The sequence below is a fragment of the Nocardioides astragali genome (assembly GCF_024436375.1).
In the GTDB taxonomy this organism is placed as follows: Bacteria; Actinomycetota; Actinomycetes; order Propionibacteriales; family Nocardioidaceae; genus Nocardioides; species Nocardioides astragali.
The window spans coordinates 315764-334737 of record NZ_JAFMZM010000005.1 but is presented as its reverse complement, the minus strand read 5'-3'; the positions used below and the strand labels follow the sequence as shown (position 1 = coordinate 334737).

The 18974-nt window shown below is 70.3% G+C and carries 21 protein-coding genes and 1 tRNA gene; 8 read left to right on the top strand and 14 right to left on the bottom strand.

Annotated features, from left to right (window positions below; genetic code table 11):
* Positions 1 to 4: 4 nt before the first annotated feature.
* The 7 genes from J3P44_RS18680 to J3P44_RS18650 all read right to left on the bottom strand — a co-directional run bounded on the left by J3P44_RS18680 (position 5) and on the right by J3P44_RS18650 (position 6136).
* Positions 5 to 211: a hypothetical protein gene (locus J3P44_RS18680; protein WP_255891972.1), complete on the bottom strand. Its 207-nt coding sequence runs from the start codon at positions 209 to 211 to the stop codon at positions 5 to 7.
* 57 nt (positions 212 to 268) lie between these two features.
* Entirely contained in the window at positions 269 to 1186 is a 918-nt protein-coding gene (locus J3P44_RS18675) for a type II secretion system F family protein (RefSeq protein ID WP_255891971.1), read from the bottom strand.
* The gene (locus J3P44_RS18670; RefSeq protein ID WP_255891970.1) at positions 1183 to 2100 is read right to left on the bottom strand and encodes a type II secretion system F family protein; all 918 of its coding nucleotides are present in this window, start codon (positions 2098 to 2100) and stop codon (positions 1183 to 1185) included. Before J3P44_RS18670 ends, J3P44_RS18675 begins: the two co-directional genes overlap by 4 nt.
* Positions 2097 to 3827 carry a TadA family conjugal transfer-associated ATPase gene (locus J3P44_RS18665; protein WP_255891969.1) on the bottom strand — a complete coding sequence of 577 codons (1731 nt, stop codon included), beginning with the start codon at positions 3825 to 3827 and terminating at the stop codon, positions 2097 to 2099. The genes J3P44_RS18670 and J3P44_RS18665 overlap by 4 nt, the downstream gene beginning before the upstream one ends.
* The gene (locus J3P44_RS18660; RefSeq protein ID WP_255891968.1) at positions 3824 to 4678 is read right to left on the bottom strand and encodes a CpaE/TadZ family protein; all 855 of its coding nucleotides are present in this window, start codon (positions 4676 to 4678) and stop codon (positions 3824 to 3826) included. Before J3P44_RS18660 ends, J3P44_RS18665 begins: the two co-directional genes overlap by 4 nt.
* 3 nt (positions 4679 to 4681) lie before the next feature.
* A complete protein-coding gene (locus tag J3P44_RS18655) occupies positions 4682 to 5164 on the bottom strand; it encodes an SAF domain-containing protein (RefSeq protein WP_255891967.1) in 483 nt (160 codons plus the stop codon).
* 513 nt (positions 5165 to 5677) lie between these two features.
* Entirely contained in the window at positions 5678 to 6136 is a 459-nt protein-coding gene (locus J3P44_RS18650; protein ID WP_255891966.1) for a helix-turn-helix domain-containing protein, read from the bottom strand.
* A gap of 435 nt (positions 6137 to 6571) precedes the next feature.
* Here J3P44_RS18650 and J3P44_RS18645 point away from each other — a divergent pair, with 435 nt between their 5' ends.
* Positions 6572 to 6775 (top strand): helix-turn-helix transcriptional regulator, encoded by a 204-nt coding sequence (locus J3P44_RS18645; protein WP_255891965.1) that lies wholly within the window; start codon positions 6572 to 6574, stop codon positions 6773 to 6775.
* Between the two features lie 155 nt (positions 6776 to 6930).
* A complete protein-coding gene (locus J3P44_RS25610) occupies positions 6931 to 8049 on the top strand; it encodes a tyrosine-type recombinase/integrase (protein ID WP_255891964.1) in 1119 nt (372 codons plus the stop codon).
* A gap of 186 nt (positions 8050 to 8235) precedes the next feature.
* On the opposite strand, the gene J3P44_RS18635 is transcribed toward J3P44_RS25610, so the two are convergent.
* From J3P44_RS18635 to dnaG, 3 genes are all read right to left on the bottom strand, one after another.
* Positions 8236 to 8308, bottom strand: a tRNA-Asn gene (locus J3P44_RS18635).
* A gap of 52 nt (positions 8309 to 8360) precedes the next feature.
* On the bottom strand, positions 8361 to 8879 hold the full coding sequence (locus J3P44_RS18630) for a hypothetical protein (protein WP_255891963.1): 519 nt from the start codon (positions 8877 to 8879) through the stop codon (positions 8361 to 8363).
* Positions 8876 to 10774 carry a DNA primase gene (dnaG, locus tag J3P44_RS18625; protein ID WP_255891962.1) on the bottom strand — a complete coding sequence of 633 codons (1899 nt, stop codon included), beginning with the start codon at positions 10772 to 10774 and terminating at the stop codon, positions 8876 to 8878. The genes J3P44_RS18630 and dnaG overlap by 4 nt, the downstream gene beginning before the upstream one ends.
* Before the next feature lie 128 nt (positions 10775 to 10902).
* Here dnaG and J3P44_RS18620 point away from each other — a divergent pair, with 128 nt between their 5' ends.
* From J3P44_RS18620 to J3P44_RS18610, 3 genes are read left to right on the top strand one after another with little or no spacing between them, the layout of a single operon-like run.
* Positions 10903 to 11310, top strand: coding sequence for a phage holin family protein (locus J3P44_RS18620; protein ID WP_255891961.1), 408 nt, complete (start codon positions 10903 to 10905; stop codon positions 11308 to 11310).
* Positions 11303 to 11566 carry a DUF3618 domain-containing protein gene (locus J3P44_RS18615; RefSeq protein ID WP_255891960.1) on the top strand — a complete coding sequence of 88 codons (264 nt, stop codon included), beginning with the start codon at positions 11303 to 11305 and terminating at the stop codon, positions 11564 to 11566. Before J3P44_RS18620 ends, J3P44_RS18615 begins: the two co-directional genes overlap by 8 nt.
* A 51-nt stretch (positions 11567 to 11617) precedes the next feature.
* Positions 11618 to 11941, top strand: coding sequence for a hypothetical protein (locus J3P44_RS18610; RefSeq protein ID WP_255891959.1), 324 nt, complete (start codon positions 11618 to 11620; stop codon positions 11939 to 11941).
* A 3-nt stretch (positions 11942 to 11944) separates the two neighbouring features.
* Here J3P44_RS18610 and J3P44_RS18605 read toward each other — a convergent pair whose 3' ends face one another.
* Positions 11945 to 13240: a deoxyguanosinetriphosphate triphosphohydrolase gene (locus tag J3P44_RS18605; protein ID WP_255891958.1), complete on the bottom strand. Its 1296-nt coding sequence runs from the start codon at positions 13238 to 13240 to the stop codon at positions 11945 to 11947.
* Between the two features lie 171 nt (positions 13241 to 13411).
* Here J3P44_RS18605 and J3P44_RS18600 point away from each other — a divergent pair, with 171 nt between their 5' ends.
* From J3P44_RS18600 to J3P44_RS18590, 3 genes are read left to right on the top strand one after another with little or no spacing between them, the layout of a single operon-like run.
* Positions 13412 to 13939, top strand: a complete 528-nt coding sequence (locus J3P44_RS18600) for a SigE family RNA polymerase sigma factor (RefSeq protein ID WP_255891957.1) — start codon at positions 13412 to 13414, stop codon at positions 13937 to 13939.
* Positions 13936 to 15207 (top strand): hypothetical protein, encoded by a 1272-nt coding sequence (locus J3P44_RS18595; protein WP_255891956.1) that lies wholly within the window; start codon positions 13936 to 13938, stop codon positions 15205 to 15207. Before J3P44_RS18600 ends, J3P44_RS18595 begins: the two co-directional genes overlap by 4 nt.
* Before the next feature lie 48 nt (positions 15208 to 15255).
* Positions 15256 to 15903: a GyrI-like domain-containing protein gene (locus J3P44_RS18590; protein WP_255891955.1), complete on the top strand. Its 648-nt coding sequence runs from the start codon at positions 15256 to 15258 to the stop codon at positions 15901 to 15903.
* Positions 15904 to 15933: 30 nt separating this feature from the next.
* Here J3P44_RS18590 and J3P44_RS18585 read toward each other — a convergent pair whose 3' ends face one another.
* The 3 genes from J3P44_RS18585 to J3P44_RS18575 all read right to left on the bottom strand — a co-directional run bounded on the left by J3P44_RS18585 (position 15934) and on the right by J3P44_RS18575 (position 18930).
* Complete coding sequence (locus J3P44_RS18585) at positions 15934 to 16815, bottom strand: VldE C-terminal domain-containing protein (RefSeq protein ID WP_255891954.1); 882 nt, start codon at positions 16813 to 16815, stop codon at positions 15934 to 15936.
* A gap of 270 nt (positions 16816 to 17085) precedes the next feature.
* Positions 17086 to 18225: a tRNA dihydrouridine synthase DusB gene (gene dusB, locus J3P44_RS18580; RefSeq protein ID WP_255891953.1), complete on the bottom strand. Its 1140-nt coding sequence runs from the start codon at positions 18223 to 18225 to the stop codon at positions 17086 to 17088.
* A 36-nt stretch (positions 18226 to 18261) separates the two neighbouring features.
* A complete protein-coding gene (locus J3P44_RS18575; protein WP_255891952.1) occupies positions 18262 to 18930 on the bottom strand; it encodes a hypothetical protein in 669 nt (222 codons plus the stop codon).
* Between the last annotated feature and the right edge of the window lie 44 nt (positions 18931 to 18974).

Genomic DNA, 18974 nt, shown 5'->3' with positions numbered 1-18974 from the left:
GGACCTACTGGATCTTTCCGGCCTCGCTGGTCACGTATGCGGTGATCGCGGCGACGACGATGCCGACGATGAGGATGACCGCGCCAGCCCAGATGACCTGCTCGATCGTGACCGAGCCGCGCTCGTCGCGTCGGTGTTTGACGATGCGGTCCTCCATGCTGGCGATCACGGCGAGGGCCGTCACCTGGAGGGTGATGAGGAGCTTGAACATCGGGTTGTTCCTTTCTGGGGTGGTGGAGTTCGGGGTGTCCCGGGTTTGACGTCGGTGTTAGGTCGCGAGTCGGAGCATCGACGGGGTGACGAGGATCGCCATGAAGACGACGCCGAGCAGGCTGGCGGGGATGTACATGCGCTCGGAGACGCCGTTGGCCTTCCCGAGCTCGGCGCTGAGCATCGCCGAGCGAAGTGCGGCGGCGCGGGCGCGGAGGTTGTTGTAGATCTGCGCGCCGTCCTGGCCGGACTGCTGCATGATGTCGGCGAGGTCGTCGAGCTCGGGGACGCCGAGGTCGTCGGCGAGCCCGTGTAGGGAGTCCCAGGGGGCGCGGGTCATGTAGCGGGCGCGGCGCAGCTCGCTCTCGATCCGCTTGAACACCCAGGTGTCGCCGACCTCAGCCGCAGAACGCAGCGCCTGCTGACCGCTGGAGCCATCACGGACTCCGGTGGCGACCATGTCGATGTAGGCGCCCAGGGCCCGACTGAACTCCATGCGGGCCTTCTTGGCGTCGTCAGTGGCGTTGTAGTTGGGCATGAACCAGAACAGTGCGGCGAGCCCGAGCGACCCGAAGGTAGGGATCGCGAACGGGAGCGGGAGCCCGATCAGCGCGAAGAACGCCGCGAACAGCGGCGGCATCGCCAGACCGAGCAACGCCCAGACGACCTTCTCGCCGTAGAACCTGGTCTCGCTGATCTGGAGGATGGCCAGGTCCTTGCGGGGCGTGTGCGCCCACGCTCCCCCGGGCAGGTTCTTGATCGCCCACACGCCGATCCGGTCGACGAGCGATCCGGATTCGGTGCTCTCCTCCACGTCGAGCGGCCCCGCGCTGCGGTGGGGCACGACGTGGCCAGGCGAGAGCCGGTCCAGAGCGTCGGCGAGGTCGGGGTCGGACGGGGCCAGGCGCCACACGAGCAGAGCAACGGCGAGCCCAAGGAGGGTGCCGCTGGCGAGCGCAAGCTGAAGGCCAGTCATGCGAGTGCTCCTTCCTTCTCCCCGTGCGCCGCTCGGTGCGCGTTGCGGGCCTGGAGGTCGAGGAACCGCGGGAGCGGCTTGGCGATCGCCATCCGGCGCATCCACAGCAGCGTGGCCACGTAGACGGTCAGCAGGACGACGAGGATGACCTGGCCGAGCGGGGTGCCGTACGGCTCGATGTAGTCGCCGGTGAGGGCGAGCATGCCCAGGACGCCGAGGGTGATCACGGTGACCGTGCGGGCGGTGGTGCGCGGCTTGGCCTGGTCGGCGGCGATCTGGCGGCGGGCGCGCACATCGGCCGCGACGGTCTCGGCGAGAGCGTCCAGCGCCTTGGCCAGGCCGGCCTGCCCACGCCCGCTGGCGGCAAGGATCAGCTGGCTGGCCACCACGTCGCCGGTGGAGTCGTTGAGGTCCTCAGCGAAGGCGCGCAGCACGTCCTCGGTGGTCGCGGTGTTGTTCCAGAGCCGGGACACCATCAGCCCGACCTCGCGCTCGATGGGCGCCGGCACCGACTGCAGCGACTTGATGAGAGCCGAGCGCAGCGACTGGCCGGCCGTCAGCTTGCCGGACAGCGACCGGGTCCACTCCTCGAGCGCCTCGAGCTTTTCGACGCTCGCGGCCGCCGGCGGGGGCGTGAGCAGCAGCGGGATGCCGACGATCGCGGCCGGGACGAGCACGATCGCGATCACCCAGCCGGTCAGCAGCGCGATCAGGAGTCCGGTGACAGCGCCGAAGGTGACCAGCATCCGGGTGCGCGGGGTGAGCCGGGTGAACCAGTCACCCGCCCGGCCGAGCGGGGTCACGGTCCGGGCGGGCCGCGGCGGCTTCGGGGGTGCGGGGATCAGCGCGTAGACCATGCCGATCAGGCCGATGACGATGAGGGCCCCGAGGACTGCGGGCAGGAAGGCGGTCATGAGATCGCCACCCCCGGGTTTGCCTGGGACTCGGCCTTGTACCCCTCAAGGTCGAACCCGTGGCGGGCGAGCTCCTGGGCGAGGAAGTTGTCGAGCTTCCCGGTGGCGACGGCGTGGCCGAGCTGGTTCGGGGCGAAGATCGGGGTGGTCGCATACCCGCGGGCCGCGTCGATGCTGGGCTGGACGACCAGGACCTCCTCGACCCAGCGTTGCTTGCGGAAGGTGCCGTCGCCGTTGGGGACGACCTCGGAGCGCAGGTACATCACGATGTCGATGGCGGCGGCGAGCTTGCTGATCGCGAGCTCGCGGGTGACCTGCGGGCCCTTCTCCATGGCGCAGGAGACGAGCTTCTCAATGGTGTGCTCGGCGCTGCGGGCGTGGGTGGTGCTGATCGAGCCCGGGCCGGACTCCATGGCCTTGAGCATGTTCCAGACTTCCGGGCCGCGGACCTCGCCGACGATCTGGCGGGCGAGGTTGAACCGGAAGGAGTGGTGGATGGCCTCCTCGAGACTGAACTCACCGGCCTGTCGGCCGCCGATGCCGACCTCGCCGGATCCGGGCCGGTGCTCCCAGGCGTGAACGATCTTGTGCCGGTCGACCAGCTCGTGCAGGTGCAGCTCGAACTCGGTCTCGAAGGTGCCGATCATCTCCCACGGTGGGATGCACGAGCACAGGGCGCGGACCCAGGTGGTCTTGCCCGAGCCCTGGACGCCGGAGACGACGATGCTCTTGCCGGCGCGGACACAGGCGGCGAGGAAGTCGGCCAGGACCGCGCCGCACGCCTTGCGGTCGTAGACCATCTCGTCCATCGACACCTCGCGCATCCCGTGCCGGCGGATCACCACCGAGGTGTAGGCCATCACCCAGGAGCCGGCCGCGAGCCGGGCGCCGCCGGGCAGGCGCAGGTCCAGGTGCGGGCGCGCTTCGGTGAAGGGCCGGTTCTGCCGGGAGCCGAGGTCGGCGAGGAACTCGCGCAGCTCGTCCTCGGAGTCGGCGATCGGTGCGGCCTCGACCAGGGTGCCGTCGACGAGCTCCAGCCACACGGCGCACTCCGGGCCGCGGGCGATGACGATGACGTTCTCCACGTCCTCGCGCTCGACCAGCGGCTGCAGCCGGCCCAGACCGAACAGCGCGGCCTTGAGCGCGGCCTTGAGGGCGTTCTCCTGCTGGCGGGTCCACGGCGGACGGCCGGTCGAGACGAGGGTCTCGGCCTCGGACTTGATGAACTCCTCGATGACGTCGAGGCCCATCTGCTCGCGATCCTCGTCGGTGACCCGGCCGCCTTCCTTGTCCAGCCGGGCGGTCAGCCGCGAGGAGATCTCGGCCCGGTACTGGGCGATGAGCTCCCAGTCCAGCTCGACCTCCCCATCGTCGACGCCGTCGTAGTAGTCGGTGGCGGCGAACGCGTGCGGCTGGTCGTCGGGGCTGGCGACGAGCGGTCGCAGGGTGAAGTCCGAGCGGGTGCGGCCCGGCAGTTGATCCTCGCTGGTCCAGGCGCCGGCGAAGATCGGCAGCGACGTCGGGTCGTGGTCCTCGCTGGTCGGCGCCGGCGCCGGCGGCGGCGGTGGCTGCGTGGCCGGCTGGCTGCCGTTGGTGCCGCGGCCGCGGGCGAACGGGGAGCGATGCCCAGTACCGCCGGACTGGTCTGCGTGTCGCGCCGCGAGCCATTCGTCGGCGCGGAGCGGTTCGCGGTCCTGGGCTCCGGGCGGGTGTTCGTTGACGCTCATGCGCGGCCTCCGCTCGTGAATGGGGTCGGGTGGGCGAGGGCGGCCTGGTTGGAGGTGAGGACGGAGTGGATCAACGACGCTCCTGTGCGGTAGCTGCGCACCAGGTCGGAGGACTCGAACTTGCGGGGCTTGCGGGCGCCGTGGGAGTAGACCTCCGCGGCCTCGGGATCCCAGCCCACGGATGCTGCGACGGAGATCTGGAGCGCCTTGGCGATGTGGCGCGGCGTGTAGGGACGTACCCGCGGGACGCCCGTGGGCATCGCCGGCCAGCGGCGGTCCTCGTCGACGAGAAGGAGGCCGAGTCGCGAGAGGCCACCGACGGCGGCGAACTGGTCGCGCAGCATCTTGGCCCACGAGCGGGCACCGGCCAGCGCGGGCAGCGAGCTGCGAGTGACCAGCAGGGTCAGGTCGGAGGCAGCGACGAGCGGCTGCGGCCAACCCGCCAGACCGAGCCGGCCGGCGTCGACGACGACGTCTTGGCCGTTGCGGTCCAGCGCGCTCAGCTGCTCGGCAAGCGGCTCCCACAGTGGCAGCAGGCTCGGGGCCTGCTCGTGGGCGCGGATGCCAGGCAGGAACCAGGGCGCGCGCTCGGCCGGGGCCTCGGGATCCAGCAACAGCGTCTCGCGAGGAAGGGCGGCAGCCAGTGTCCCCTCGCGCAGCGCGAGGGCGAGGTTGATCAGCCCGCCGGTGGGTTCCTGGGTGCCGTGGAAGTAGCCGGCGAAGACCGCTGAGGACCCGGTCGGGTCGGCGTCGACCAGGAGCACCGGACGGTGCCAGTTGAGGGTGAGCCCCAGCGCCGTGGTGGAGACGCCGGGTGAACCGCTGGCCGAGGCGAGGACGATCAGCGCCATCGCTCAGCGCTCCCGAGTGTCCAGGACCAGTGCCACTCGCCCGGTCGCGGCGCGGGCGGCCAGGTCGGCGGCGTCGCCTTCGGGGACAGAGACGTCGACAACGGTCGCGCCGGTCTCCTGCACGCGGCTAACACCCACGACGACTGCCTCGACCGTGACCGGGTCCTCGTTGGTGACCTCGCCCTGGTCGCCGGGCGTGGTGACGATCCGGACGGAGTCACCGGAGTAGAGCGGCTCGGACGGCATCTGCGCAGGGGTGAGGCTGATGCCCACCAGGGACTCCCCCTCCCCCGGCACCAGGCTCTCTGTGACGGCCTCCTCGGTGAGCAGGGTGCCGGCCCACAGGTCGACGGCGGCGCGGCTGCCCTCGAGCTCGCCCTTCTGGCTCGCGGCGACCGGGCTCAGCGCCGGGTCGACGCTCACCCGCGCGACCGAGAGGTCCCCGCCGTCGATGGTCTCGCCGCGCTTGATGTCACGGCTGACCACGAGAACCTCCTGGGTGTCGTTGACCGATGTGAAGGCGAACGCGGTACCCAGCGCGCCTGCGGCGACAAGGGCTGCACAAAGTGCGAACACCCACGGCCTGCGGCGCCGCTTAAGGCGTGGACTGTTGTTGAGATGGGGCGTGGGTCGGCTGTCGGGGGGCGCCTCGCCCGCGGCCCCTGGAGCGGTGTTCAGCGACATGGATCCCGAGTCCTCTCGTGTCTCAATCACCTACGTATCAAGACGGGCCCGCAGCGATCACCATGAACCCAACTCGATACTGACACGCTAGTGCATTTCTATCGAGCGCCACGCTGTCCACAGGTGACCGATTCCGAGATGTCATCGCCCGAGTCCTGACCGCAAGAGGTCGCGCGGCCCAATCCCCCCGATGGGACTGAACATCAACGCTTCCGAACCATCCGGAGTCCATGGGACCACAGATCGTTCGGTTCTTCCGGAACGAATTTTCCCCTGTGGATTGCGAGTCAAACCCACCCACGGGGCGCTCAGATGTCAGCCGAGGCGGCTGATGTCTCCACGCCGGCGGCGCTGCCGCTGCGCCTCATCGAACGCAGCGGCGACCACTTCGAGGGACTCCCCGAATGCCCGGGCGAGCGCTTCGAGCGTCTCGGATGCAGGGGGCCGGGTCCAGCGGCCCTGCTCCCACGCGTAGTACGTCGGCATAGCCACGTTCACGGCCGCAGCCAGGTCGGGCACGGTGAGCCCTGCCTGCAGACGCAAGGCCCTGAGATCGGGAATCTCGCCGTCGAGGCGAACGAGCCTCAGCGTGGGGATGTCGAGTGCTCTCGCGAGTTTGACCAGGAAGTCTGGCCGGGGAACTGAGGTGCCGAGCTCCCAGCGCGATATGCGCTCTCCCCCGGCCGCACCGACGAGACGCGCGAGCTCGTGCTGTGTCAGACCCGCCTTCTCGCGGGCAGCACGCAGTTCTGAAGGATCGATGCCGGAAACCATCAGCGACGCACCCTACCGGCCAGCGTTCTCCACCCGCACCCAGGGACTCATCGCCCTCGCCAGCATGGTGCTGGTCGACGCGGCCGCCCCGGACCACGGCAGGCACCGGTCCGGGGGCGCCCCATCACGGTGAGGAACTATGTCGAAGACCGCCTTGCTGCAGCTACCGACTCCACGCGGAGGCGAGGGCGATCCGTCCAGCGGCATCACACAGCGGGTCGGTTGCGCATGGGTCCGTGCGGACGCGTTCGTCCTGCGTTGATCGCTGAGGGCCCCTTCCTTCCCCTAGGTGACCGTAAGCAGTCACCGGCGAGAGAAGGGAGTGGATGCACGATGCCACGACCGACAGCAGCACAGAAACAAGCACGGGAAGCGTCAGAACGTGTTCGCAAAGCCCGCGATACACGGGCCGACCGACAAGTAGAAGCCCCGGCGATGTCGATCGTGACGGCGGGCTACGACCCACTCCTGACCATCGACGAGGTCTCAGAATGGCTCGGGATTCCCAGAGGCACGCTCTACCAGTGGCGCACCCGCAAGCAGGGTCCTCGCGCCATCAAAGTCGGCGGTGCCCTTCGCTACCGACGCGCCGAGGTGGAGACCTACCTGGACCAGCACACCGATCCCCGCACGGCCTAGCAGCGCCTACCCTCGAACGCACGACCGCACAACGCAGCACCCGGAGGGCCCCGCATGATCGGCAAGTATCGGTTCGGGATCGACCAGCCACCGTCGAAGGAGGCCGGCTGATGCCGCGCCCTCCGATGCCGCCAGGCACCTGGGGCACGATCGGCGTGTACAAGACAGCCGCGGGCACGCACGAGGCGTCCGCCAACTATGTGTACTTCAGTGGCCGAGTGGCACGGATCCGTGCCCGCGCCGCTAGTGCCCAGGCTGCCCGTACGGCTCTCATCCGAAAGCTCCAAGAACTGAACGGCGCCGAGGCCAGCGAAGACGATCTCACTCCGCTGACCACGGTGGCCGAACTCGCAGCCTTCTGGCTGCGAGAGAAAGAGGCGCAGGGGGTGGCAACAAACTCCCTGAAGGCATACCGCAGCACAGTTGCCAACCAGATCGTGCCCGTGATCGGCGAGCGGCGGCTGCGCGATTGCAGGACGAGCACCCTAGACCGGGTCGTCAAAGACCGAGCCACGCTTGGCTTCAGTCCCACGATGCTCCGCAAGGTCCTGCACGGGATGTTCGCGGTGGCCGTCCGGCACGACGTCATGGCCTCCAACCCGGTCCGGGACGTCGCGCGCATCTCGAAACCGCGGCGCGAAATCGAGTACCTCGACATGGACCAGATCCAAGACGTGCGCAGCCTCATCGCGGCCTCCAGCGGCAAGACCCGACCGGGTCCGCGGCCGACCTCCGACCTCATGGACGTCGTCGACTTGATCCTCGGGACAGGCTGTCGCATTGGCGAGGTAAGCGCGCTCATCTACAGCGAAATCGACCTCGCCACCACCCAACCCACCCTGACCGTCTCGGGGACGATCATCACCGAGACCGGGGCCGGCACTTACCGGCAGCCCTGGACGAAGTCCAGCGCCGGCTACCGCACCTTGTACCTGCCGCCCTTCGCCGTCGGCATCCTGCTCCGGCGCCAGGTGGAGAACCGGGCCAACCCACATGGCGCAGTATTCCCAACCCGTCGAGGAACCTGGCGGCAGATCTCGAACTGGGAGCGGATGTGGAACCAGGTGGTCGACGACACCACCTACGACTGGGTCACGTTCCACACCTTCCGACGGTCGGTCGCAACCCTCATCGACCGCGAAGTCGGTATCGATGCTGCTCAGGCCCAGCTTGGGCACGAGAACAGCGACATCACCCGGGACTTCTACGTCCACAAGGCCTCGGTGGCACCCAACCTGACCGCGCACCTGGAGAAGTTCCGGCCCGCACCCTGACACAGGTTCAGCCGCGGATCCCGACTGGGAGCTCGCGGCACGGGGCATTCGCGCGCCGCCGCAGCTGCGTCGCGGGGCCGGACGTCGAAGATGTTTCTGGCCTGTTTCTGGACAGTTTCGCCATCAGATTCAAATCTCAGAGGGCCCCTGCCTGGGCGTTTTCCCAGGTCAGAGGCCCTCTTCCTGCTCCCCCGGTTGGACTCGAACCAACAACCCTCCGGTTAACAGCCGAATGCTCTGCCAGTTGAGCTACAGGGGATCGCTTGTGCAGCGAGGCGCAACATTAGCAAGGCCTCGCGCGGGTGGTGAAATCAGGGCAGACCGACGTCGCGTCGCATCACGTCGAGGGCCTCGCGGGCTATCTCGCGGACGGCCGGGTCGTCGGGGTCGACCCCCTCGTCGTACTCGTAGACCCACTGGATCCGGCCCTGGCCCGAGGGTGCGCGACGGGCGATGACGCGCAGCCCGCGACGTCTGGAGACGGTGACGTGGCGCTGCAGGACGAGGCTCGCGGTGACCCGCTCGCGGACCAGCTCGAGCAGCCGACCGGGCTCGGTGAGGGTCGCGGTGTGGACCGGGCGCTGCTCGCCCCAGCTGCCGACCTCGGAGAGTCGGAAGGTCTCGGTGTCGCGGTCCCAGTCGGCGGCCTCGACCTGCTCCCACGGGACGCGGCGGGTCTCGCCGCCGGTGACGACGTAGAACGCGTCGCGGGTGCCGGCCAGCTCGGTGCCGTCGACGGCGGTGGCGGCGGCCAGCACCTTCTCCCCCGGCGCGACAGCGACGGCGGGCGAGGACGTACGACCCCACCGCTTGCTGAGGGCGGGGCTCACGACTGGCCGCCCGTCTGTCCGACCGCGCCCTCGCGCAGCTTGCGGCGGTGCTGCTCGAGCATGACCAGCTCCCCGAACATCCGGTTGTAGTCGAGCGCGTGCTCGACCGGGTTGGTGCGCTGCAGTCGCGCCTTGACGTCGGCGATGCGACGGGACGTGGTGAGCTCCTGGAGCCGGTAGACGTAGGCCACGGCGAACGTCGGGTTGGGGTCGGACGTGCCGCGGACCGGCTCGACGCCGAGCTCGGTGACGGCCGCGCTGACGGCAGGGTCGGTCGCCGCCTCGCGCACCCGGTTGGCCCAGCCCGGGTCGTCGACGCCGCTGGGCGGGCCACCCGCCGCGGTGACGGCCTCCCACACGCCCTGGAAGGTCGGGTGCGTGAAGTCGGCGCCGGTGACGTGGGCGGTGGTGCGGCCCACACCGGCCGGGTGCTGGATGACGAGCTTGAGCAGCTCGCGCTCGATGAGGAAGCGCGGGTCGGACAGGCTGGGCAGGGCGGGCCGGACCGGCTCCGGGACCTCCGGCGCCTCGGCGCGCGTGGTCCGGCGCTCCTCGGTGGGCGCTGGGCGGCTGGCTGCGCGGCGTACTTCGGTGCGGACCTCGTCGAGGTCGACGCCGACCATGTGCGCGAGCTCGCGGGAGAACGCCTCGACCTTGGTCTTGTCGCGGATGCTGGCCACCAGGCCTGCCGCGTCACGCAGCGCATCGACCCTGCCGTCGGCCCGGTCGAGGTCGTGGCGGCTGAGGACGTTGTCAAGAGCGAAGCGGTAGAGCGGCTGCCGCTTGGCGACCAGCTCGCGGACCGCCTCGTCGCCCTCCTTGATGCGGAGGTCGCACGGGTCCATGCCCTCGGGCGCGACGGCGACGTAGGTCTGCGAGGCGAACACCTGGTCGCTCTCCAGCACCTTCAACGCGGCCTTCTGCCCGGCCGAGTCGCCGTCGAAGGTGAAGATCACCTCGCCGCTCGTCGCCCCGTGGTCGCCCAGGAACCGGCGCAGCACGCGGGCGTGGTCGGTGCCGAACGCCGTGCCGCACGACGCCACGGCGGTGCGTACGCCTGCGAGGTGGCAGGCCATCACGTCGGTGTAGCCCTCGACCACGACCGCCTGCTGGCTGTCCTTCATCGCGGTGCGGGCGAGGTCGATGCCGTAGAGCACCTGGCTCTTCTTGTAGATCGCGGTCTCGGAGGTGTTGAGGTACTTCGCCTCGATCCGGTCGTCGTCGAAGATGCGTCGCGCGCCGAAGCCGATCGTGTCACCGTTGGCCTCGCGGATCGGCCAGACCAGCCGCCCGCGGAACCGGTCGTAGTGGGACCGACCGTGGGCCACGAGCCCGGCCGCGACGGCCTCCTCGTCGGTGAACCGGCGACCGCGCAGGTGACGGGTCAGCGCCTCGCCGTCGCGCGGCGCGAACCCGACGCCGAACATCGTCGCCGCGGCCTGGTCGAATCCGCGCTGGTGGAGGAACTGGCGCGCCACCACGGCGTCGGTCGTCCCCAGCTGCTCGGCGTAGAACTCCTGGGCGACCTTGTGCGCCTCGATCAGCCGGCCGCGGGCCGGACCGCGCGGGCGGACCGGCTCGTCGTCACCGTCCTCACGACGGAGCTGGACGCCGTACTTCTCCGCGAGCCGCTCGACCGACTCCACGAAGGTGAGCCCGTCGACCTTCATGAGGAAGGCGATGACGTCGCCGCCCTCCCCGCAGCCGAAGCAGTGGAAGAACTGGCGCGCGGGGTTGACGTTGAACGACGGCGTCTTCTCGTCGTGGAACGGGCACAGGCCCTTCAGCGACCCGCCACCCGCGCGCTTGAGCGTGACGTAGGAGGAGACCACGTCGTCGATCCGCGCCTTCTCACGCACCTCGGCGATGTCGTCGTCGCGAAACCGGCCTGCCACGTCGGGGAGTCTACGGGCGCGCACCCATCGCCGGTCCCTGGTCTCCACAACGCTGGAGGCGGGACGACCGCCACCCCTTCGGGGGAGCGGGGCTGGTGATCGGCCCGGGGGTTTGGGAGGGTCGAGGGATGACTGCTCAGCACGGAGCGCCAGAGGGTCAGACCCTTGGCGCACTGGTCCACCAGCTCTCCCAGCAGATCCCCGAGCTGATCCGCTCGGAGATCCGTCTCGCGCAGGCAGAGGTCGCCCAGAAGGGGAAACGGGCCGGGGTCGGAATCGGGATGTTCAGCGTCGCAGGCCTGCTGGCCTTCTTCGCCGTGGCCGCGCTCGTGACGACCGCGATCCTCGGCCTGGCCTACGTCGTCGACGCCTGGCTCGCCGCCCTGATCGTCGCCCTCGTCCTCTTGGCCGGAGCCGCCGTGGCTGCCCTGATGGGAAAGAACAAGGTCGCCGAGGCCGGCCCACCGGCTCCCGAGCGGGCGATCCAGGGCATCAAGGAGGACATCGCGACGGTGAAGGGAGACCACCATGCCTGACCAGCCGGACGACCAGCGCACCCCGGAAGAGATCGAGGCCGACATCGTCAACCAGCGCGAGCAGCTCGCCGGCACCGTCGACGAGCTCGCCGCCAAGCTCGACGTGAAGTCGCAGGCGCAGCAGAAGGTCGCCTCGCTCAAGGACTCCGCCACGACCGACGCCGGCAAGCCCCGGCCAGAGGTGCTGGCCGCGGCCGGGTCGCTCGTCGCGATGGCCGTGGTGCTCCTGGTCTGGCGTCGCCGTCATCGGCACTGACCACCACGACCTCACCACCCGAACCACCGACCACCTGGAAGGGAGACACCCATGAAGAAGCTCATGCTGCTCGTCGCTGGAGGTGTCGGCTACGTGCTGGGCACCAAGGCCGGTCGCGAGCGCTACGAACAGATCAAGAGGACCGCCACCCGCGTCAAGGACGACCCGCGCGTGCAGGAGAAGGCCCACCACGCTGCCGACCTGGCCAAGGAGAAGGCCCCGCTCGTCAAGGAGAAGGTGACCACCGCCGCCAGTGCCGCCGCTGACAAGGTGACGCCGTCCGGCAACGGCCACAAGTCCGACCTGGAGGACCAGCTCAACCCGGACAGCGTCGCGCGGCAGGACAACCCCTATCCCCAGGGCGACCTGCCGTAGGTCCTATCCGCTGCGCTCGCCCGCTCGACGGGCGGCGAGCGCAGCGTGGCTCGTCACCGCGCTGGCGTCCGTCAGCGACGCCACCTGGTCGATCACCACCCGTCGGCGCTCGGCGTCGTCCGCGGCGGCCTCCCAGTCGCCCACGAAGACGGGATCGAGGCCGTCAGCGCCGCGCGACCACAGCCCTTCGACGAGCTCGGCCACGAGCTCACGTTGCCGTTTCATGAGCGTCACCCGGTCGTCGGCCTGCATGACGTAGTGGGCGGCGATGCCCTTGAGGATCCCGATCTCCACCTGGGTGCCCGCGGGCACCACCAGGTCGGCGCGGTGCCGCACCAGCGGCTCACCCCCGGACGCGGCGAAGGTCGCCTCCTGGACGCTGCCGCAGAATCGGCCGATGAGATCGCTGGTCAGGTTCTTGATCGCGGCGAGGCTGCGCCTGCTGCCGTCGTACGACGACCGCGGCCAGCTCCCGACGTCCCGCAGGTCGGCGAGTGCGGAGTCGAGCGCCGCGTCGTCGATCCCGGGCAGGTACCAGGACCGCACCGTCTCCCACAGGGCGTCGCGGTCGAGGCGGGTCAGCTCGAGCCGGCCGGCGACGATCCCGTCCTCGACGTCGTGCACCGAGTAGGCGACGTCGTCGGCGAGGTCCATGACCTGCGCCTCGAGGCAGCGGCGGCGTCCCTCGATGCCGGTCCGCAACCAGTCGAAGACCGGGCGGTCGTCGTCGTAGACACCGAACTTCACCACGACGCGGGGAGTGCCGTCGGCGTGCACGCCGTGGGGCCCCGTGGCCTCGGTGCGCGGCCAGGGGTACTTGGTGCAGGCATCGAGGGTGGCGCGGGTGAGGTTGAGCCCCACCGACCGCCCCTCGGCGTCGAACGTCTTGGACTCCAGCCGGGTCAGCAGCCGCAAGGTCTGGGCATTGCCCTCGAACCCGCCGCACCCGGCACTGAGCTCGGCCAGCACCCGCTCGCCGTTGTGACCGAACGGCGGGTGGCCCAGGTCGTGGGCCAGTGCCGCGGTCTCGGCGATGTCGGGGTGCGTGCCGAGGGCTCGCGCCAGGTCGCGGGCGATCTGGGCGACCTCGAGGCTGTGCGTGAGCCGGTTGCGGACGAAGTCGTCGGTCTGCGGCCCCACCACCTGCGTCTTCGCCGCCAGCCGGCGCGACGCCGCCGCGTGCACGACGCGTGCCCGGTCGCGCTCGAACGCCAGCCGCACCGGCGCGTCCACCCGCTTGGGGGGCTCCGCGACCAGGCGCTCGCGCGCCGCGTCGTCGTACAGGTCCTCGATGCTCATCGGCTGGCAGCCTAGCGATGCACGTGGACACCGCCAGGACCTGCCGCGACCCGCCGATCAGGGCGCATCCTGAGAGGAGCGGACACGTGGCCGGGGCGACTGAACCCGACGACCTCCCGCAGGCGTTGACCAAGTGGGAGAGCCCCGGTGCCCGTGGGGCGAGGAGGCGAGATGGAGGAGAGCGACGAGGACCGGTTCACCGCGTTCGTCCGCGCCCACTCCGCCGCGCTGTTCCGGACCGCCTTCCTCCTGACCGGCGACTACCAACGGGCCGAGGACGTCCTGCAGGGCGCTCTGGTGCGCCTCTACCAGCACTGGCCCCGGGTCGCGGAGATGGAGCAGCCCACCGCCTACGCGCGCAAGGTGGTCGTGAACCAGGCGACGTCGTGGTGGCGCAAGCGCTCCTCGCACGAGTCGCCGCTGACGTTGCGGGACGAACCGGCGTGGGACGGACACCTGGACGACGTCCCCGAGCACGAACGTGTCTGGGAGGCGGTGCTGAGCCTGCCGCGCCGCCAGCGCGCGGTGACGGTGCTCCGCTACTACGAGGACCTGACCGAGGCCCAGATCGCCGAGACGCTCGGGATGGCCCCCGGAACGGTGAAGAGCCACAGCCACGCTGCTGCCCGACGGCTGGCCGTGCTGCTCGGGGAGCCGCCGGTCGAGCTCGTCCAGCCCGCCGAGGAGGCGACGCCATGAACCTGGACCAGACCCTGACCAGGGCGGCACGCCAGGTCGCTGCCGGCGTCCGACCGCCCGTCGTGGATCCGAACGAGATCCGCGCGCTGGCCCGCCGCAGCCAGCAGCGCAAGGTCTCCCTGGTCGCGACAGCAGCGCTGGTGGCGGTGGTCGCGGCAAGCGCGCTCCTGGTGTCGGCCCTGGACCCCCGTACGTCGACGCCGGAGCCCGCGCCGTCGCCCTCGAGGACGCCCACCTCGGCGCCGACTCCCGAGCCGAACCCGTTCCCCAGGTCGATGACGCCGGAGGAGGTGGTGGCCCATCCCGGCGCACTTCTCTCGACGGTGGCGATCGCGCCCGACGACCCCGACACGAGGATGTCGGTCTGGTCGGTCTCCTGCACCAGGCCCTGCCCGGGGCGTGGTCCGTACTCGTTCTCCGCGCTCGCGCTGACCACGGACGGCTACGAGACGGCGACCTACCTGCGTCCTGGGTTCACCACCGGGGTCGACCTGCACGTCAGCAGCCCCCGCGACGGTCTCTTCCTCGTCGTCGACATCAGCAACGGGCACGAGTGGCTGGTCGGCCTCGACGGCACGTTGCGTCCGGTGAAGCGCGTGTTCGAGGAGCTCAGCCCGGACGATCCGCGGTTGTGGTTCCAGTGCGCGGGGCGCTGGCGTCAGACCTGGTGTGCCCTGGACCCCACCACCGCGACCGCCTACGAGTGGCCGCAGGACTGGGACGGATCCGCGGCCCGGCCGGACTCGGGCGACCGGCCATGGGGCGCCAACCCGGAGCCACGTGCGACGTCGGCCACGGGTCGGCTCGAAGCCTGGTGGGACACCGCCGGCGGGCGGCAGGTACGCACCCTCGCCGAGGTCACCAAGGGTGACTACGTGCTCGGCTCTCCCCCGGGCGAGATGTCCCTGTGGGCCCGGGAGGACGGCTACTCGCTCGACTTCTACACGAGCCGCGACGGGGGCGCTTCCTGGCAGAAGGTCACCCGGGCCGCGGACGACCTCGCCACCCGCGACTTCCTACAGGTCAGGCGGGCGCCGAGCGGCACGTACTTCGTCTCGAGCATCTACCCGCGGCTGCGGGTGTGGCGTGGCGACGCATCGGGAGGCCCCTTCCGCGAGGTCTACCAGCAGCCCGCGCTGGACGTACCCGAGACGACCGGCGCCGGGCTCTGGACGCAGGGCGACCTGGTCTACGTCTCCGGGTACGCCACTGTGGCGGTCTCCGAGGACGACTGTCTGACCTGGCGGACCATCCAGAGCTGGCGCTGAGGGACGCCGCGGCGGTCACTGTCAGCTCTCCGTGGCATTCTCGGACCCATGACCGGGGCCGAGGCTGGCAGGGCGACGACGACGAAGGTCGACTTCAAGAAGTCGCTCGACTCCTATCGTGCCAAGCACCTCGAGTTCCGCGTGCTGGACGTGCCGCCCCTCCACTACCTGACGGTGGACGGCCACGGAGACCCCAACACCGCTTCGGAGTACGCCGACGCCCTCGGGGCGCTCTACCCCGTGGCCTACGCGATCAAGTTCGCCAGCAAGCGGGAGCTGGGACTCGACTATGTCGTCCCGCCGCTCGAGGCGCTCTGGTGGGCGCCCGACATGGACGTGTTCACGGCTGCCCGGGACAAGTCGCAGTGGGACTGGACGGCCATGCTCATGGTCCCCGACTGGATCACCTCGGAGATGGTCGACGATGCGGTCGCCACATCAGCCGCGAAGACCCGACCCGCCAGCCTCGACCTGGTCCGCCTGACGAGGCTCGACGAGGGCCGGTGCGTGCAGACCCTCCACGTCGGGCCCTACGACGACGAGGCCGAGGTGCTCGCCGAGCTGCACCACGACTTCATCCCGAACGCCGGGCTGACGATGACCGGCAAGCACCACGAGATCTACCTCAGCGACGCTCGCAGGGTGGAGCCGGCGAAGCTGCGGACGATCCTCCGTCAGCCGGTGACGACGACCTAGCAGCCGCCCGACGTGTGGTGTCCGTCGTGCTCAGTAGACCGTGACGTGCACGTGGTCGTAGTGGTTGGCAGTCGTCGACCCGCGGTCGGACATGCCCCGCCAGCCCTCGCCGCCACGCTCCACGGACCAGATGTTCTGCGAGTAGATGATGTACTCGATGCCCAGCGCGGCGTAGTTGGCCCGCAGGAAGTCGGCGACAGCCCAGCCGGTCTCGCCACTGACCATGATGTCGATGGCGCGACCCTGGCCGTGCTCACCGTCGCCACGCCACGTGCCGTAGCTGGTGATCTCGGGCCAGTTGGCGCAGACGACCTCGTGGATCGTGTAGAGCGACGCACGACCGGCGTCGATCGAGGAGCCGTTGGAGCAGGTGCCACCCAGGCTGGGGCCGGCGGGCTCGGGCTTGGGCTTCTCGCGGACCAGGTAGTCGGCGGTGACCCAGCGGGACTGGCCGTCGACGACGATCTGGACGCGACCCAGCTGGCGGCGGCCGGTGACCGACACCTGCTCGAGGGCGTCGATCACGCCGAGCTTCTTGGCCTTCTCGCTCGGCCCGTCCCACAGGTTGAGGGCCTCGGTGGTCCACAAGGAGTTGTCGACCTTCTTGGCCATCCGGCGGGCGAGCCTGTCGACCTCCATCTCCTTGCGCGCGGCGGCCTCGGCCCGTGCGGCGGTGCGGATCTGGGAGCGCGACACGACCGAGTCGCCGCGACGGGTCAGTGCGCTCGTGTTGGCGAACGACCGGCCGCTGCCGGCGCGGTCCGAGGCGTCGCTGGACGTGGAGCTGGACGTGGTGCTGGACCTGGTGCTGGACGAGGCCAGCAGGTCGTTGTCCGAGGTCGCGGGGTCTGCGGCGAGCACGCCCATGGTCACGGCAGACATCGTCGCGACGACGGCGATCGGTGCGGACACCAGGACGGAACGAGGGAGTCGGGAGGTGCGGGGGGTAGCAGGGGTTTCCCGCTTGTGGCGATGCTGAGCCACAGCGCTGATCCTTTGCGATTGCTGACGGGGGACTGCGCCGGACCACGGAAGATCCCGTGCCCACGCCGGACGCGATCAACGAGTGAAGCACACCCCTATGGGCCTGTCCCAATCTTCCACAGTAAAAATGTGGGTGTTCCGGCTCACGCGACACCGCTCGCGCGTACGCCGTCAGGGGCGGCTTGGCAGGGTCGCGGGTCAGCCGCCGGTGGTCTCGTTGGCATCCTCGCGCACGTGCGCACCGCGACCATCGGTGTCGTCGAGCCACCCCTCGGGCAGCACCACCTTCGCGCGCGGTGCACCCTGCCGGCCCCGCGGGGTGCCGAGCTCGCGCGCCGGGAACGGCTCCTGCGGATCGAGGTCCTCGAGCAGCTGGTCGAGGGTGGCCAGGGAGTCGACCAGCGCGAGCCGGTGACGCAGCTCGCCACCGGCGCTGAACCCCTTGAGGTACCAGGTGACGTGCTTGCGGAACTCCTTGCAGCCCCGCTCCTCCCCCATGTGCTCGGAGAGAAGCTCGGCGTGCCGGCGCATCATGCTGCGGACCTCGCCGAGGCTGGGCAGGGTCGCGACGTCCTCCCCGTGGAAGGCCGCAGCCAGGTCGCGGAAGAGCCACGGCCGCCCGAGGCAGCCGCGGCCGACGACCACGCCGGCTGCCCCGGTCTGCTCCACCATCCGCAGCGCGTCGGCGGCCTCCCAGATGTCCCCGTTGCCGAGGACGGGGATCTCGACGTGCTCGACCAGGGCGCTGATCGCGTCCCAGTCGGCCTCCCCGGAGTAGGCCTGCTGGACGGTGCGCCCGTGCAGGGCGATCGCGGCGACGCCGGTCTCCTGGGCGATGCGGCCGGCGTCGAGGTACGTCAGGTGGTCATCGTCGAGGCCCTTGCGCGTCTTCATCGTCACCGGGACGTCGTACGGCGTCGCGGCGGCGACCGCGGACGTGAGGATCTCACCGAGCAGGCCGCGCTTCCAGGGCAGCGCTCCCCCGCCGCCCTTGCGGGTCACCTTCGGCACGGGGCAGCCGAAGTTGAGGTCGACGTGGGCGACGCCGTAGTCGGCGCAGAGGATCTCGACGGCCTTGCCGATGTAGATCGGGTCGGTGCCGTAGAGCTGGACCGAGCGCACCGACTCCAGCTCGTCGAAGACCAGCATCTTCCTCGTCGTCTCGTCACCCTCGACGAGGCCACGGCTGGTGATCATCTCGCAGACGTAGAGGCCGGCGCCCTGCTCGGCGCAGAGGCGGCGATAGGCCGCGTTGGTGATCCCGGCCATCGGCGCGAGCACCACCGGGGTGTCGACGCGCAGCGACCCCAGGGTCAGCGAGGTGGGCACGGCGGTCATGCGCCCATTGTCGAGCGCGTCGCGACCGCGCCCAAATCACCCGCGCTTCTTGCCGCTGCCCTTGCCGCCCCTGCCTGCCTTGCTGTCCTTGCCTGCATTGCGGTCCTGGTCCGTCCGCCTGTCCGGCGTCTCGACCTCGCCGGTCCAGGCGATCGGGTCGTAGCCCTCGGTCGGCTCGAAGACCATGTCCTGGATCCGCGCACCGTCGGGCACGAGGTAGACCAGGCACATCTCGGTCTCGGCGCCGGGCTCGAACGGCGTCGGCAACGGGCCGCTCTGGCAGGCAGTGAAGTCGCCGGCGAGCGTCCAGGGAGCGCCCAGCGCGCCGTTGTCGTCGCGCAGGTAGAGGGGCACGACCTGGCCGGCCAGGTCGGACTCGCCGGCGTTGGTGAGCGACACCGTGACGAAGTAGGGACGGGCGGCGGCCATGACGTCGTCGCGCACCCATCCCTCGAAGACCGACTGGCGCTGCTCGGCGACCGTCTCGACCGTGAGCTCGAGGACGCCGGTCAGGCTGGACGTCGGCTGCCACGCGAGCACGGCGGAGTCACCGAGCTCCAGGTCGGTGCCGGCGGCGGTGGTCGTCGCCTCGACGGCAGCGACGCTCGGCGTGCTCGTCGGAGTGGGGTCCTCCTCGGGCTCGGCCTCGGAGCACGACGACGCCGACAGCACAAGGACCGTGGTGACGAGGATGGCGCGCCGCATGGCGACATCGTGGCACGATCGACGCCCGCCGCCGTGGAATCCAG

Coding starts and splice junctions, on each gene's coding strand:
- dusB (WP_255891953.1), bottom strand. CDS start 18,225: ATGACCGCCGTGCCCACCTCGCTGACCCTGGGGTCGCTGCGCGTCGAC.
- J3P44_RS18600 (WP_255891957.1), top strand. CDS start 13,412: ATGGAGGAGAGCGACGAGGACCGGTTCACCGCGTTCGTCCGCGCCCAC.
- J3P44_RS18620 (WP_255891961.1), top strand. CDS start 10,903: ATGACTGCTCAGCACGGAGCGCCAGAGGGTCAGACCCTTGGCGCACTG.
- J3P44_RS18590 (WP_255891955.1), top strand. CDS start 15,256: ATGACCGGGGCCGAGGCTGGCAGGGCGACGACGACGAAGGTCGACTTC.
- J3P44_RS18670 (WP_255891970.1), bottom strand. CDS start 2,100: ATGACCGCCTTCCTGCCCGCAGTCCTCGGGGCCCTCATCGTCATCGGC.
- J3P44_RS18645 (WP_255891965.1), top strand. CDS start 6,572: ATGTCGATCGTGACGGCGGGCTACGACCCACTCCTGACCATCGACGAG.
- J3P44_RS18605 (WP_255891958.1), bottom strand. CDS start 13,240: ATGAGCATCGAGGACCTGTACGACGACGCGGCGCGCGAGCGCCTGGTC.
- J3P44_RS18675 (WP_255891971.1), bottom strand. CDS start 1,186: ATGACTGGCCTTCAGCTTGCGCTCGCCAGCGGCACCCTCCTTGGGCTC.
- J3P44_RS18595 (WP_255891956.1), top strand. CDS start 13,936: ATGAACCTGGACCAGACCCTGACCAGGGCGGCACGCCAGGTCGCTGCC.
- J3P44_RS18660 (WP_255891968.1), bottom strand. CDS start 4,678: ATGGCGCTGATCGTCCTCGCCTCGGCCAGCGGTTCACCCGGCGTCTCC.
- J3P44_RS18665 (WP_255891969.1), bottom strand. CDS start 3,827: ATGAGCGTCAACGAACACCCGCCCGGAGCCCAGGACCGCGAACCGCTC.
- J3P44_RS18680 (WP_255891972.1), bottom strand. CDS start 211: ATGTTCAAGCTCCTCATCACCCTCCAGGTGACGGCCCTCGCCGTGATC.
- J3P44_RS18610 (WP_255891959.1), top strand. CDS start 11,618: ATGAAGAAGCTCATGCTGCTCGTCGCTGGAGGTGTCGGCTACGTGCTG.
- J3P44_RS18615 (WP_255891960.1), top strand. CDS start 11,303: ATGCCTGACCAGCCGGACGACCAGCGCACCCCGGAAGAGATCGAGGCC.
- J3P44_RS18650 (WP_255891966.1), bottom strand. CDS start 6,136: ATGGTTTCCGGCATCGATCCTTCAGAACTGCGTGCTGCCCGCGAGAAG.
- J3P44_RS18575 (WP_255891952.1), bottom strand. CDS start 18,930: ATGCGGCGCGCCATCCTCGTCACCACGGTCCTTGTGCTGTCGGCGTCG.